The organism is Ramlibacter sp. G4-7 (genome assembly GCF_057784995.1).
The window spans coordinates 12,277-26,824 of sequence record NZ_JBYNTT010000007.1; the positions used below are offsets into that span (position 1 = coordinate 12,277).

Here is a 14,548-nt window from a genome sequence, read left to right on the forward strand (position 1 = left end):
TTGCGCGCCGGGTTGCTTGCCTTTCATCGTCCAAGGTACACCTCGATCACCCGTTCATCCCCTTGCACCTGCTCCAGCGTGCCTTCGGCGAGCACGGCACCTTCGTGCAGCACGGTCACCTTTTCCGAGATCGCCTTGATGAAGGACATGTCGTGCTCCACCACCATCAGCGAGTGCTGGCCCTTGAGGGTGAGGAACAGTTCGGCGGTGCGCTCGGTTTCCTCGTCGGTCATGCCGGCCACGGGTTCGTCGAGCAGCAGCAGCCTGGGGTCCTGCATCAGCAGCATGCCGATCTCCAGCCACTGCTTCTGGCCGTGGCTCAGGGTGCCGGCGAGGCGGTTGGCGGCATCCGCGAGATGGATCGTGCGCAGCATCCCGGCGAGGCGGTCGCTGTCGGCCGAGTCGGGGCGGAAGAACAGGGACGCCTGCACGCCCTTGTCGGTCTTGAGCGCAAGCTCCAGGTTCTCGTAGACCGTGAGCTGCTCGAAGACCGTGGGCTTCTGGAACTTGCGCCCTATGCCCATCTGGGCGATCTCCGCCTCCTTGTAGCGCAGCAGGTCGATGGTGCTGCCGAAGAACACGGTGCCGGCATCCGGCCGGGTCTTGCCCGTGATGATGTCCATCATCGTGGTCTTGCCGGCGCCATTGGGGCCGATGATGCAGCGCAGCTCGCCCGGTGCGATGTCCAGCGAGAGCTTGTTGATCGCGCGGAAGCCGTCGAAGCTGACGGTGACGTCGTCCAGGTACAGGATGCGGCCGTGCGCGACGTCCACCTCTCCCGGCACCACGGGGCGGCCGGACGCAGCGTGGCGCCCGCCGGACTCCGTCCTGCCCCTGGCCGCGAGCTGCGCGTAGGCGGAAGCGCGCCGCGCCCCCTCTTCCATCAGGTCGGGCGTCATGCGGACTTCCTGCGTTTCTTCAGCAGGCCGACCACGCCGTCCGGCAGGAACAGGGTCACCGCGATGAACAGGCCGCCGAGGAAATACAGCCAGAACTCGGGCGCCGCCACGGTCAGCCAGCTCTTGGCGCCGTTGACGATGAAGGCGCCGAGGATGGGCCCCACCAGCGTGCCGCGGCCGCCGACCGCCGCCCAGATCGCGATCTCGATGGAGTTGGCCGCGCTCATCTCGCCCGGGTTGATGATGCCCACCTGCGGCACGTAGAGGGCGCCAGCCACGCCGCACATCACGGCGCTCAGGGTCCAGATCGCCAGCTTGTAGGCGATGGGGTCGTAGCCGGAGAACATGACGCGCGTCTCGGCGTCGCGGATCGCCTGCAACACCCGCCCGAACTTGCTGCGCACCAGCCAGCGCGCGAACAGGAAGAAGCCCAGCAGCGTGAGCCCCGTGAGCACGAACAGCGTCATGCGCATCTGCGGCGTGGCGATGGCGATGCCCACGATGCGCTTGAAGTCGGTGAAGCCGTTGTTGCCGCCGAAGCCGGTCTCGTTGCGGAAGAACAGCAGCATGGCGGCGAAGGTCATCGCCTGCGTGATGATGGAGAAGTACACGCCCTTGATGCGCGAGCGGAACGCGAAGTAGCCGAACACGAAGGCGACCAGCCCCGGCGCCGCCGCCACCAGCAGGCAGGTGGCGAGGAAGCTGTCCGACAGCGCCCAGTGCCAGGGCAGCGCCTTCCAGTCCAGGAACACCATGAAGTCCGGCAGGTCGCTGTGGTAGTTGCCGTCGCGGCCGATCTGGCGCATCAGGTACATGCCCATCGCGTAGCCCCCGAGCGCGAAGAACAGCCCGTGGCCGAGGGACAGGATGCCCGTGTAGCCCCAGATCAGGTCCATGGCCAGCGCGCAGATGGCGTAGCACATGATCTTGCCGACGAGCGCCACGGCGTAGTCGCTCATGTGGAAGGCGCTGGAGGCGGGAACGAGCAGGTTCAGCGCCGGGGCGAGAGCGCAGACGGCGATCAGGGCGACCAGGAAGGCGGTCCAGCCGGTCCTGGTGAGCAGCGGGGAACGCTTGGGCAAGATATCTTTTCCCTCCCTCCCCCCCTGGGGGAGGGTCGGGGTGGGGGCGCTCCCGGACGCAGCGCCCGTCGCAGCGCCCCCACCCTGCCCTCCCCCAGCGGGGGAGGGTTCATTCATGGCCACGAGACCATCGGGAGGAAGCACCGCACTCATGCTTCGGCGCTCCTTCCCTTCATCGCGAACAGCCCTTGCGGCCGCTTCTGGATGAAGACGACGATGAAGACCAGCACCGCGATCTTGGCCAGCACGGCGCCGGCCCAGCCTTCGATGAACTTGTTGAGGATGCCCAGGCCGAGGGCCGCGTACACCGTGCCGGCGAGCTGGCCCACGCCGCCCAGCACCACCACCATGAAGGAGTCGACGATGTAGGCCTGGCCCAGGTCGGGCCCCACGTTGCCGATCTGGCTGAGCGCGCAGCCCGCGAGCCCCGCGATGCCGGAGCCCAGGGCGAACGCATAGGTGTCCACGCGCGCCGTGTTCACGCCCATGCAGGAAGCGATCGGCCGGTTCTGCGTCACGCCGCGCACGAACAGGCCCAGCCGCGTGCGGGAAATCAGCAGCGCCATGCCGGCCAGCACCGCGAAGGCGAAGGCGACGATCACGATGCGGTTCCAGGGCAGCTGCAGGTTGCCGAGCACCAGGCCCCCGCTCATCCAGCTGGGGTTCTCCACGCCCACGTTCTGCGCGCCGAAGGTGGAGCGCACCAGCTGCATCAGCATCAGGCTGATGCCCCAGGTGGCCAGCAGCGTCTCCAGCGGGCGGCCGTAGAGGAAGCGGATGACGCCGCGTTCCAGGATGGCCCCCATCGCGGCGGACGCGAGGAAGGCGACCGGCACGGCGGCCACCAGGTACCAGTCGAACGCGCCCGGCAGGTAGCTGCGGAACAGGCCTTGCACGACGTAGGTGGCGTACGCGCCGATCATCATCAGCTCGCCGTGGGCCATGTTGATCACGCCCATGAGGCCATAGGTGATGGCCAGGCCCAGTGCCACCAGCAGGAGGATGGATCCCAGGCTGATGCCGGAGAACACCGCGGCCGCGCGCTCGCCCCAGGCCAGGGACGCTTCCACGCCGCGCACGGTGGCGGCCAGGGCAGCCTGCACCTCGGCGTCCTGTTCTTCCTTCAGCCGCTGCAGCAGCAGGCTGCGCGTGGCGGGGCTGCGGCTGCCGGCCAGCAGGCGGGCGGCTTCCAGGCGCTTGCCCTTGTCGCTGCTGGAAAGCAGGACGGCGGCGCGCACCAGGCCCAGTCGCTCCTTGATGTCGGCGTCGGTCTCGGCCGCCCAGGCCTTCTCGATCAGGGGCAGCTTGGATTCGTCGGTGTCCTTCTGCAGTTCGGTGACCGCCGCGGCGCGCAGCTTCGCGTCCTTGGAGAAGAGCTTGAGGGCGGCCATCGCCGTGTCCAGCTCGCCGCGCATGCGGTTGTTGTTGATCACGTCCTCGGCGTCGGCGGGCACGGCGAGCTCGGCACCCGTGACCGGGTCGCGGCCCTTGCCGTCGCGCACCACGTAGACCCGGCCGGCCGCGGTCTTCACGGCGTCGTCGGCCAGCGCCTGCAGGAACGCCGCGGTGCGGTCGTCGGCGTTGGCGACGGCCTGGTTGAGGGCCGCGATGCGGTCGCCCGATTCGCCGACGGCGATGGCCTTCGCTTCTTCGGCCGTGAGCGCGTGCGCCGCGCCGGCCGCGAGCAGCGCGAGCAGGAGGAGGAGTCTGTGGAGCATGAGGAACCTGGAGGGTGGGCAGCACGCTGCCCACCGTTCAACTGCCTCGGTCGAAGGCGCGCCGCGCCCGGCCTCCTCCCAGTGGGGGGAGGCGGCCGCAGGCCGCTTCCGAGGGCGTCAGAGTTTCGTCTTGCCGTCCGGCTCGTCCTTCTTCTTGTCGTTGCCTTCGATGAAGGGCGACCAGGGCTTGGCCTTGACCGGGCCGGGGGTCTTCCAGACCACGTTGAACTGGCCGTCGGACTTCACCTCGCCGATGAACACGGGCTTGTGCAGGTGGTGGTTCTTCTCGTCCATCTTGGCCGTGAAGCCGGACGGCGCCTTGAAGGTCTGGCCGCCCATCGCGGCGATCACCTTGTCCACGTCGGTGGACTTGGCCTTCTCCACGGCCTGCTTCCACATGTAGACGCCGATGTAGGTCGCTTCCATCGGGTCGTTGGTCAGCGGCTTGTCCTTGTGGCCGGCGATGGCCTTGGTCTTGGCATAGGCGCCCCACTTCTTGGTGAACTCGTCGTTCGTCGGATTCTTCACCGACATGAAGTAGTTCCAGGCGGCCAGGTGGCCCACCAGCGGCTTGGTGTCGACGCCGCGCAGTTCCTCTTCACCGACCGAGAACGCCACCACCGGCACGTCCTTGGCCTTCAGGCCGGCGTTGCCCAGCTCCTTGTAGAAGGGCACGTTCGAGTCGCCGTTGATCGTGGAGATCACCGCCGTCTTCTTGCCTTCGCTGGAGAACTTCTTGACCTTGGCGATGATGGTCTGGTAGTCGGCGTGGCCGAAGGGGGTGTACTCCTCCATGATGTCCGCGTCGGCGATGCCCTTGGACTTGAGGAAGGCGCGCAGGATCTTGTTGGTCGTGCGCGGGTAGACGTAGTCGGTGCCGAGCAGCACGAAGCGCTTGGCGCCGCCGCCGTCCTTGGACATCAGGTATTCGACCGCCGGGATCGCCTGCTGGTTGGGCGCGGCGCCGGTGTAGAACACGTTCTTGGACAGCTCTTCGCCCTCGTACTGCACGGGGTAGAACAGCAGGCCGTTGAGTTCCTCGACCACCGGGAGCACGGACTTGCGCGACACCGAGGTCCAGCAGCCGAAGATCACGGCGACCTTGTCCTGCGTGAGCAGCTGCTTGGTCTTTTCCGCGAAGAGCGGCCAGTTGGAAGCGGGGTCGACCACCACCGGCTCGAGCTTCTTGCCCAGGACCCCGCCCTTGGCGTTGATCTCCTCGATCGCCATCAGCGCGGTGTCCTTCAGCACGGTCTCGGAAATCGCCATGGTGCCGGACAGGCTGTGCAGGATGCCGACCTTGATGGTGTCATCGGCGGCGAAGGCGGGCAGGCCGGCGCCGGCGAGGGCGACGGCGGCGGTCAGTGCCTGGAGGGTGAAACGACGTTGCATGGGGGCTCCGGGTTGGTAGGAAAGAGGCAGGCCCATGCTATGGATGACGTCCTACGGGGGACATACGGCACATGGCGTACGGCCGCGCGATGGGCTGGGCGGGCCGACAGCAGTCGGCGCCTGCGTCCGACAGCCACGCTGCCGCGCCCACGGCCCAATCGAGCAACGAACAGACAAGCGCGTGAGGTCGCGACCATGCCATCCCTGATGTCCCAGCTGTCCCCCAGCGTGACCAACCAGATCCGGCTGGACCACACGCACGTGCTCGGCGCGTTCCACCAGTACGAGGTCGGCGCCTCGGCGCGGCTGAAGCGTGGCATCGTGGACAACGTGTGCCTCGCCATCGAGATCCACGCGCAGCTGGAAGAGGAAATCTTCTATCCGGCCCTGCGCGCCGTGGCGGACACCGAGATCCTGCGCAAGAGCACCCCCGAGCACGACGAGATGCGCGCGCTGATCTCGCGCCTGCGCAACATGCCGGTGGAAGATCCCGCCTTCGACGACACCTTCTACGAGCTGATGCGCCACGTCATGCACCACGTGGCGGACGAGGAGACGCTGCTGCTGCCCGCAGCCGAACGCCTGCTGCCCGAGCAGCTGGCCGAGCTGGGCGCTCAGATGACGCGCCGCCGCGTGGAGCTGGCCGGCCCGCGCGCCCCGGAACTTGCCAGCAGCATGGCTCGCGCACTCAGCCTGGGCTCCATCTTCGCAGCGGGCAGCACGGCCCTGGCGGGCGCGTACATGCTCACGCGGCACCGCTACGGCGACCGGCTCGCCGCGGCGCGCAAGCGCTTCGGGCGCGTGCTGTAGAGCCGGCGCGACCCACTCGTCCACATAAGTAGTAACCGCGCGCGACATCGCCGGGCGTGCCGTCCAGAATCCGGGGTTCGTTTCGGGGGCTTCCCATGACCACCACGCCACCCTCCGTGCCGGCGCGCCGGCCGATCTATCGCTCCCTGTACGTCCAGGTCCTGGTCGCGGTCCTGATCGGCGTGCTGCTGGGATATTTCGCGCCGCAGACCGGCGCTGCGATGAAGCCCCTGGGCGACGGCTTCATCAAGCTGATCAAGATGATGATCGCCCCCATCATCTTCTGCACCGTCGTGACCGGCATCGCCGGCATGGAGGACATGAAGAAGGTGGGCAAGACCGGCGGCCTGGCGCTGCTGTACTTCGAGGTGGTGAGTTCCATTGCGCTGCTGATCGGCCTGGTGCTGGTGAACGTGCTGCAGCCGGGCGCCGGCATGAACGCGAATCCCGCTTCGCTGGACACCAAGGGCATCGCCGCGTACACCGAGCCCGGGAAGATGACGTCGACCACCGACTTCCTGCTCAACATCATCCCCAGCACCATCGTCGACGCCTTCGCCAAGGGCGAGATCCTGCAGGTGCTGCTGATCGCCGTGCTCTTCGGCTTCGCCCTGCACCGCTTCGGCGGCCGCGGCACGCTGGTGTTCGACTGGATCGAGAAGTCCTCGCACGTGCTGTTCACGATGGTGGGCTACATCATGCGGGTCGCCCCCATCGGTGCCTTCGGGGCCATGGCGTTCACCATCGGCAAGTACGGCCTGGGTTCGCTGTTCTCCCTGGGCAAGCTGATGGGGTCCTTCTACCTGACCTGCCTCATCTTCATCTTCGGCGTGCTGGGGCTGATCGCGCGCTTCCACGGCTTCTCGGTGTGGAAGCTCATCAAGTACATCAAGGAGGAGCTGCTGGTCGTGCTGGGCACCTCCTCCTCCGAGTCGGTGCTGCCGCGGATGATGGAGAAGATGGAGAACCTGGGCGCGCGCCGCACCACCGTCGGCCTGGTGATCCCGACCGGCTACTCCTTCAACCTGGATGGCACCTCCATCTACCTCACCATGGCGGCCGTGTTCATCGCGCAGGCGACCAACACGCCCATGACGCTCACGCAGGAGCTGACGCTGCTGGCCGTGCTGGTGCTGACCTCCAAGGGGGCCGCGGGCGTCACCGGCAGCGGCTTCATCGTGCTGGCGGCGACGCTGTCCGCGGTCGGCCACGTTCCGGTGGCGGGGCTGGCGCTGATCCTGGGCATCGACCGCTTCATGTCCGAAGCCCGCGCGCTGACCAACCTGATCGGCAACGCCGTCGCGACGCTGGTCGTGGCGAAGTGGACCGGCGACCTGGACGTCGCGCAGATGCAGGCCCGCCTGGACGGCCAGACCTGGGACGAAACCGGCGAGCCGGAGCAACTGCACGAGGCCCACGACCAGCACATGCACGTGCGGGAGAGCGGCGCCCACTAGCGCGCCGGGCTGGGCGCGTCCATCGGGGAAGTTCAGGGGAGGGAGTCGGCCCGCCGCCCGCTACCGTCGGCGGCAGCGCGGGCGCAACGACCCGCCGCAGGAGATCACCCCATGCCGTTCCCCACCCGCCGCCAGGCGGCCCTGTCGCTGCTCGCGCTTGCCTGCGCCGGCGCGAGTCCCGCCTTCGCCCAGTCCTGGCCCGACAAGCCCGTGCGCATCATGGTGGGCGCCTCGGCCGGCGGCGGCACCGACATCCTCGCGCGCATGCTGGGCGAGAAGTTCGCGGCCGACCTGAAGCAGTCGGTGGTGATCGAGAACCGCCCGGGCGCGTCCAACACCATCGCCGCGGAAATGACGGCCAAGGCCACGGCCGACGGCACCACCTTGCTGCTGGCGACCAACACCGCGCAGGCGATCGCACCGCACCTGCTGAAGCTGAAGTTCGATCCGCTGAAGGACCTGCAGCCGATCGGCCTGGTGGCCGTGATGCCCAACGTGCTGGTGGTCTCGGCCGCCTCGCCCTACAAGTCCGTCAAGGAACTGGTGGCCGCGATGGGCGAGAAGCCGGGCAACATGAAGTACGCCTCCTCCGGCATCGGCAGCACGCAGCACATCGCCGGCGAGGCCTTCACGATGGCCACGGGCACCAAGGCGATCCACATCCCCTACAAGGGCAGCGCCCAGGCGCACGTGGACATCATCGGCGGCGACGTGACGATGATGTTCGACTCGGCCTCCTCCGCCATGGGGCAGATCAAGGCCGGCAAGTTCCGGCCGCTGGCCGTGATGGCGGACAAGCGCACCGCCGAGATGCCGGACGTGCCGACGATGTCCGAGCTCGGGATCAAGGGCGTGGACGTCGCCACCTGGTACGGCCTCTATGTCACCGGCGGCACGCCCAAGCCCGTGGTGGACACGCTGACGGCGGAACTGGTGAAGGTGCTGAAGCTGCCCGACGTGCAGGCCCGCATCAAGGGCATGGGCGGCGAGGTGGGAACGCTCACGGGCGAGGGCTTCGCGGAGATGAACCGGCAGGAGTTCGAACGTTTCCGCAAACTGGTCAAGGACGCCAACATCAAGGCGGACGGGGTTTAGGCCCTGTTTGGCCCGCGGCTGTCACCGCCTCGCGACAGCCGCGTGCTTCCGGAGCCCGATTCGTGCGGAATCCGCAGCATCTGCGCTTACGCCTTCTTACACTGGGCGCATGAATGAGCTGCTCCAGCATCCCGACGAGTTGCAGCGGACCTACGCGACGGCGACCCCGGCGGCGCGCTTGCGCGCGATCAAGCAGCGCCTGGCCGGCGCGCACGGCGAGATGGGGTCCACGCGCCTGGTGACCATCGTGTCCGCCGTGGAGGCGCTCGCGCGCTCGCTGGTCGTGCACGCCGCCGGCCGGCCCGCCAGCACGGCGGAAATGCGGCACAAGCAGTTCCGCCAGACCGGCCCGGTGGAACTGGTGGAGGAAGTGCTGCGCCTGCGCGGCACGCGCCCACCCCTGCAGCACTTCGACGGCGAGACCTGGGAACTGTTCGAAGTCGCGGCGCGCTACCGCGACCTGATCGTGCACGAGTGCACCTATGTCGGCCAGGACCGGCATCCTTACCTGATCGCGGCGGCGGAGTCCGTGCTGCGCGGCCTGATCGAGCTCGCCGGGCTGGAGATCAGGCCGACGGCAGTGGGCTGAGTTCCCGCCACCGCAGCTGCGCGGCGGGCACGGCCACGGCCCGCGGCCCGAAGCTGCGGATGCTGGTGAGCGTGGCGTTGTGGTGGGCGACGACCTGCTGCGGCGTGAGGAAGGCATTGCCCGCCGGAGCGTGCCCGTCCGCGACCAAGGTCACCGGATGGCCGAGCGCCAGCGCCCGCCGCACCGTCGTGTCGATGCAGAACTCCGTGTGCAGGCCGCACACGACCAGGTGGTGCACGTGGCGCGACTCCAGCAGCTCCTGCAGGTTGGTGCGCAGGAACGCGTCGGGCGTCGTCTTGGGCACCCGCAGGTCGCCGGTCTCGATGCGCAGGCCGTCGGCGAACTGCCAGCCGGCGCTGCCGTGTTCCAGCACGGTGCCGTCGCCTTCGTGCTGGATGAAGATCACGGGCGCGCCGGCCTGGCGCGCATTGCGCGTGACCATGTTGATGCGCTGGAGCAGGCCCTGCGCGTCGTGGACCGCCTGCGGTCCGGCACAGAACGCCTGCTGGACGTCGATGACGAGAACGGCTGTGTCCATCGGCTACCTCCTTCGTCGCGATGCTAGGCTTCTTGCGGCGCCGCGTCACCTCATGCCCGCCTCCGCGCAAGGACCGACGCGCGGACCGTGGACCCTCTGCGAGAGCGTCATGTTCTTGCCGCCCATCTTGAGCGCGAGCACGGCGGCGAGGCGGCCGCCGTCCAGCTCGAAGACGGCCGACCCGCTCGCTGCCTCCGGATTGGCGCACTGCAGCTTGAAGTGCAGGCCATCGTCCGCCTGCGCGTCCGGCAGCAGGCCGCAGCCGGTCAAGGCCGGGTGCCGCAGCAGGGGGAACAGGGCCGACGCCTGCGGCGCGTGCAGGCACTGGCGCGCACGTGTCGTGGCATAGCGCAGGGCCTCCTCCAGATGGGGAAGCACGGTCTCGGTGGTCAGCTCGTATTCGCCCGGGGGCAGCGGGACGGGCGTCGCGGCATGGCCGCAGAGGCAGGCCGCGGCGAAGAGGCCGGCGAGCAGGTTCGGAGCTGCCAAGACGTTCTCTCCTGACCGCGCCATGGTACGGCAGCCGCCTCCTCAACCCTCGAACTGCGGATGCAGCTGCCGGATCCGGTTCATCGCCATGCCTGCGGCGGACGTGCGGGTTTCCACCCCCAGCTTGGCGAACACGCGCTCCAGGTGCTTCTTCACGGTGGCCGGGCTGGCGCCCACGATGTCGGCGATGTCGCGGTTGATCTTGCCTTTCACCACCCAGTACAGGACCTCGGCCTCGCGCGCGGTCAGCTTGAAGGCGAGGCTCATGGACTCGATGATCGCCGCATCCGACACCTCGCGCATCACGATCAGCCAGTCCTCGTCGCCGGTCTGCTGGTGCAGGCGGATGGACAGGCGCCGGGCGCCCAGCTCCGCGCCCAGGCGCGGCGGCTCGATCTGGCGTTCCGCGTCGGCCAGGTGGCGGCGCAACCACTCCAGGATGGGCGCCGGCGTTTCGGGCGCGCTGGTGCCGTAGTAGGTGTGCAGCAGCTCGCGGGCGAGCGGCGTCTGCCACAGCAGGCGGCCGTCGCTCGCGCGCACGGCGATGCTCGCGTAGCCGAAGGCGTCCAGGGCATTGCGGGTCTGGCGCGCCTGCCGGGCGCTCTGCAGGTGCACGCCCATGCGCGCCAGCACCTCCTTGGGCTTGATCGGCTTGGTGACGTAGTCGACGCCGCCGGCCTCCAGCGCCGCGACCAGGTGCTCCGTTTCCGTGAGCCCGGTCATGAAGATGATCGGGATGTGCGCCGTCTGTGCCTGCGCCTTCAGGCGGCGCGCGACTTCGAAGCCATCCAGCCCCGGCATCATCGCGTCGAGCAGCACGATGTCGGGCAGGGCCTGCGCGGCGCGCTGCAAGGCCGCCTCGCCGCTGGTGGCCACCAGCACGGTGTAGCCGGATTCGTCCAGGGCATCGTGCAGCACCGACAGGTTGTCCGGCACGTCGTCGACCACCAGCACGACGTCGCTGTCGCCGCGGTCCAGCAGTGACTTCATCGCAGGACTCCTTCGGGCTGCGGGCGGTCCAGCGCGCGGCCCATGGCCTCGAACTGGAACTGGCGTGCCAGCTCGCGCATCGCGCGCGCGAAGGCGGCGCACTCGGGCTGGGCCGCCTCGATCGCATCCAGCTGGTTCAGGATGCCGCGGTAGTAGCCGAGCTGGACCGCGTTGTGCAAGGGAACGAGCAGCTCGGCGCGCGGCCAGGCAGGCGGCGTGCCCGCCGGCGCCGCCGTGGGCGCGGGCGCCGCGGCTTCGTGCAGCCAGCGCAGGCCGAGCCGGCGCTCCAGCCAGTCCAGCAGTTCGCTGTGGCGCACGGGCTTGAGCAGGAAGTCCTCGGCGCGCAGGCCCGCGTCGTTGTCCAGGCCCTTGTCGAACGCGTTGGCCGACACCACGGCGATGCACGCCTGCGGCCCGGGCAGGCGGCGGATGCGGCGGATCGTCTCCCAGCCGTCGATGCCGGGCATCGCCAGGTCCATGAAGATGGCGTCGGGCTGCAGTCCGGCGGCGAGCAGGTCCAGCGCGTCGTGGCCGCTGGCGGCGGTGCGCAGTTCGAACCCCAGCGGCTGCAGCAGCGCCACCAGCAGCTCGCGGTCGGCCTCCTCGTTGTCGACGACGAGGATGCGCCGTCGCGGGCCTTCGTAGCCGCGCCGCGGCCGGCGCAGCCGGGGCACGGCGGCGGCGGGCGCATGCACCTCCGGCACGAACAGGCGCACCCGGAACACCGAGCCCTGCCCCGGCGTGCTGGTGGCCGACAGCTCGCCGCCCATGATGTCCGTGAGCATCTTGGCGATCGTGAGGCCCAGGCCCGCGCCCGGCGCGGAACCCTGGCCGCGCGCGAAGGGCTCGAAGATGTGCGCCAGCTCCTGCGCGGCGATGCCGGGGCCGGTGTCCTCCACTTCCACCACGGCCATCTCGCGCGCATGGCGCACGCGGAACAGGACCTGGCCCGCCGCCGTGAACTTGATCGCGTTGCCCAGCAGGTTGATCAGGATCTGGCGCACGCGCTTCTCGTCGGCGCGCACGACCTCGGGCAGCGTGCCTTCCACTTCGAAGCGGAAGGCCAGCCCCTTGGCCGCCGCCTGCACCTCGAACAGGTCCGCGAGTTCGTGCACGCAGTCGGCAAAGCGCGTGGGCTTGACGTCCAGCGTGAGCTTGCCGGACTCGATGCGGGCGATGTCCAGGGTGCCTTCGATCAGGGACAGCAGGTGTTCGCCGCCGCGCTTGATCACGTGCACGGCGTGCTTGCGGTGCGCCGGGATGGCGGCGTCGTCGCCCATCAGCTGGGCGTAGCCCAGGATGGAGTTGAGCGGCGTGCGCAGCTCGTGGCTGATCGCGCTGATGTAGCGGCTCTTGGCCTGGTTGGCCTGTTCGGCGGCGTGGCGCGCCTGGTCCGCCAGCTGGCGCGCCTGCTGCAGGGCGTCGTCGGTCTGGCGGTGCGACTCGATCTCGCGCATCAGCAGGTGCGACTGCCGGTTCGATTCCTCCTGCGCCACCTGGCGGCTCTTGTGGGCCAGCACCAGCCACCAGGACACGATGCCGGCGACCAGCAGCAAGGCCAGATAGGCCTTGAGGAAGGTGGCCCGCAAGGTCTCCACCGCCACGTGCTGCGCGGCCTGCAGCTCCTGGTGGTACAGCAGGCCGAACAGCGCCGCCAGCAAGGGCGCGATCACCAGCATCAGCAGCAGGAAGTGCCCCAGCCCGGTGTCGAGGTAGGGCCAGACGCGCCGCGGCAGCAGCCAGCGCAGCGCGCCCGACCACTGCGCCGACAGGCTCGCGTGCGGCTTGCACAGGTCGCCGCAGCGCGCGTCCAGCGTGCAGCACAGGGAACAGATGGACCCTTGGTAGGCCGGGCAGTGCGCCATGTCGGGCGCCTCGTAGGTGCGCTCGCAGACCACGCAGCGCCGCGTGGCCTGGCGCTGGTGGCCGCCCTCGGGGGCGCGCGCGATGTAGTAGCGGCCCCGCGTGAACCACGCGATCAGCGGCGCGCTGGCGAAGGCGACGCCCATCGCGATCAGTGCGGAGAAGGCCTGCGCACCGGGACCGAACACGCCCAGGTAGGCGGCGATGGCCAGCGTGGAGGCGAGCGCCATGGACCCCACGCCCACCGGGTTGACGTCATACAGGTAGGCGCGCTTGAACTCGATGCCGCGCGGCGAGAGCCCCAGCGGCTTGTTCACCACCAGGTCCGCGACCACCGCCATGATCCAGGCGATGGCGATGTTGGAGTACAGGCCCAGCACGTCGCCGAGTGCCTGGAACACGTTCATCTCCATCAGCATGAAGGCGATGAGCGTGTTGAACACGACCCAGACGACGCGCCCCGGATGGCTGTGGGTGAGGCGCGAGAAGAAATTGGACCAGGCGAGCGAGCCCGCATAGGCATTGGTCACGTTGATCTTCAGCTGCGACACCACGACGAAGAGCGCCGTCGCGGCGACCGCCCACCCGTAGTGCGGAAACACGTACTCGTAGGCCGCGAGGTACATCTGGTTGGGGTCGACCGCGCGGTCCGAAGGCACCATGTGCTGGATCGCCAGGTAGGCGAGCAAGGCGCCACCCAGCATCTTGAGCACCCCGAGCACGACCCAGCCCGGCCCGCCGGCCAGGACGCCCGCCCACCATGCGCCCCGGTTGGCCGCGGTGCGCGCCGGCATGAAGCGCAGGTAGTCCGCCTGTTCGCCCATCTGCGTGATGAGGGCGATGCCCACGGTCAACGCAGCACCAAACAAGTGCAGGTCGAAACCGGCGGCCTGCGATCTTTCACCGGCGTAGTGCACGATGCCGGTGAAGGCACCAGGATCGCGCACCAGGACGTACACGAAAGGCACCACCAGCATCACCAGCCACAAGGGCTGCGTCCAGATCTGCAGCCGGCTGATGGCGGACACCCCGTGCGTCACCAGCGGGATCACGACCAGCGCGCAAACCAGGTAGCCCCAGGTGGGCGGGATGCCCAGCGCGAGTTCCAGCGCGTAGGCCATGACGGCCGCTTCCAGGGCGAAGAAGATGAAGGTGAAGGAGGCGTAGATCAGGGAGGTGAGCGTCGAGCCGATGTAGCCGAAGCCCGCGCCGCGGGTGAGCAGGTCCATGTCCACGCCGTAGCGGGCGGCGTAGATGCTGATCGGAAGGCCGGCCAGGAAGATGATCAGGCCGGTGGCGAGGATGGCCCAGAAGGCGTTGAGGAAGCCGTACTGCACCAGCAGGGTGGCGCCGACCGCTTCCAGGATGAGGAAGGAGGCGGCGCCGAACGCCGTGTTGGCCACGCGCCAGGGCGACCACTTGCGAAAGCGCTGCGGCGTGTAGCGCAGCGCATAGTCCTCCATCGTCTCGCTGGCCACCCAGCTGTTGTAGTCCCGGCGCACCTTGACCACGCGCTGGGGGGCGCTGGCAGGGTCCAGCGCAAGGATGGGGATGGTGCGGCTCACGGAGCCGAGAGGCAGGTTCCGTGCCGGGACGGGCTTGCCGGGCCCGGCTCTTGCAATAAAG

General features: G+C 68.9%; 12 protein-coding genes. 4 read left to right on the plus strand and 8 right to left on the minus strand.

Annotation, left to right across the window (positions count from 1 at the left end; genetic code table 11):
- Positions 1-23: 23 nt before the first annotated feature.
- The 4 genes from urtD to urtA form a co-directional block, all read right to left on the minus strand.
- Complete coding sequence (gene urtD, locus AC3EGR_RS11005) at positions 24-899, minus strand: urea ABC transporter ATP-binding protein UrtD (RefSeq protein WP_488546523.1); 876 nt, start codon at positions 897-899, stop codon at positions 24-26.
- Positions 896-1,984, minus strand: coding sequence for an urea ABC transporter permease subunit UrtC (gene urtC / locus AC3EGR_RS11010; protein ID WP_488546763.1), 1,089 nt, complete (start codon positions 1,982-1,984; stop codon positions 896-898). The genes urtD and urtC overlap by 4 nt, the downstream gene beginning before the upstream one ends.
- A gap of 146 nt (positions 1,985-2,130) precedes the next feature.
- Positions 2,131-3,699, minus strand: coding sequence for an urea ABC transporter permease subunit UrtB (gene urtB, locus AC3EGR_RS11015; RefSeq protein ID WP_488546524.1), 1,569 nt, complete (start codon positions 3,697-3,699; stop codon positions 2,131-2,133).
- Positions 3,700-3,816: 117 nt separating this feature from the next.
- Positions 3,817-5,091 (minus strand): urea ABC transporter substrate-binding protein, encoded by a 1,275-nt coding sequence (gene urtA, locus AC3EGR_RS11020; protein ID WP_488546525.1) that lies wholly within the window; start codon positions 5,089-5,091, stop codon positions 3,817-3,819.
- Between the two features lie 195 nt (positions 5,092-5,286).
- Here urtA and AC3EGR_RS11025 point away from each other — a divergent pair, with 195 nt between their 5' ends.
- The 4 genes from AC3EGR_RS11025 to AC3EGR_RS11040 all read left to right on the plus strand — a co-directional run bounded on the left by AC3EGR_RS11025 (position 5,287) and on the right by AC3EGR_RS11040 (position 9,042).
- Positions 5,287-5,901: a hemerythrin domain-containing protein gene (locus AC3EGR_RS11025; RefSeq protein WP_488546526.1), complete on the plus strand. Its 615-nt coding sequence runs from the start codon at positions 5,287-5,289 to the stop codon at positions 5,899-5,901.
- A 95-nt stretch (positions 5,902-5,996) separates the two neighbouring features.
- Positions 5,997-7,358 (plus strand): dicarboxylate/amino acid:cation symporter, encoded by a 1,362-nt coding sequence (locus tag AC3EGR_RS11030; protein ID WP_488546527.1) that lies wholly within the window; start codon positions 5,997-5,999, stop codon positions 7,356-7,358.
- A 111-nt stretch (positions 7,359-7,469) separates the two neighbouring features.
- Positions 7,470-8,453 (plus strand): Bug family tripartite tricarboxylate transporter substrate binding protein, encoded by a 984-nt coding sequence (locus tag AC3EGR_RS11035; RefSeq protein ID WP_488546528.1) that lies wholly within the window; start codon positions 7,470-7,472, stop codon positions 8,451-8,453.
- A 109-nt stretch (positions 8,454-8,562) separates the two neighbouring features.
- Positions 8,563-9,042: a hypothetical protein gene (locus tag AC3EGR_RS11040; protein WP_488546529.1), complete on the plus strand. Its 480-nt coding sequence runs from the start codon at positions 8,563-8,565 to the stop codon at positions 9,040-9,042.
- Here AC3EGR_RS11040 and AC3EGR_RS11045 read toward each other — a convergent pair.
- The 4 genes from AC3EGR_RS11045 to AC3EGR_RS11060 are packed head-to-tail and all read right to left on the minus strand — an operon-like array spanning position 9,020 to position 14,487.
- On the minus strand, positions 9,020-9,580 hold the full coding sequence (locus AC3EGR_RS11045) for a cysteine hydrolase family protein (RefSeq protein ID WP_488546530.1): 561 nt from the start codon (positions 9,578-9,580) through the stop codon (positions 9,020-9,022). The genes AC3EGR_RS11040 and AC3EGR_RS11045 overlap by 23 nt on opposite strands.
- A gap of 45 nt (positions 9,581-9,625) precedes the next feature.
- A complete protein-coding gene (locus AC3EGR_RS11050) occupies positions 9,626-10,069 on the minus strand; it encodes a DUF3617 domain-containing protein (RefSeq protein WP_488546531.1) in 444 nt (147 codons plus the stop codon).
- A 42-nt stretch (positions 10,070-10,111) separates the two neighbouring features.
- Positions 10,112-11,059 (minus strand): response regulator, encoded by a 948-nt coding sequence (locus tag AC3EGR_RS11055; RefSeq protein ID WP_488546532.1) that lies wholly within the window; start codon positions 11,057-11,059, stop codon positions 10,112-10,114.
- On the minus strand, positions 11,056-14,487 hold the full coding sequence (locus tag AC3EGR_RS11060; protein ID WP_488546533.1) for a hybrid sensor histidine kinase/response regulator: 3,432 nt from the start codon (positions 14,485-14,487) through the stop codon (positions 11,056-11,058). The genes AC3EGR_RS11055 and AC3EGR_RS11060 overlap by 4 nt, the downstream gene beginning before the upstream one ends.
- Positions 14,488-14,548 lie beyond the last annotated feature (61 nt).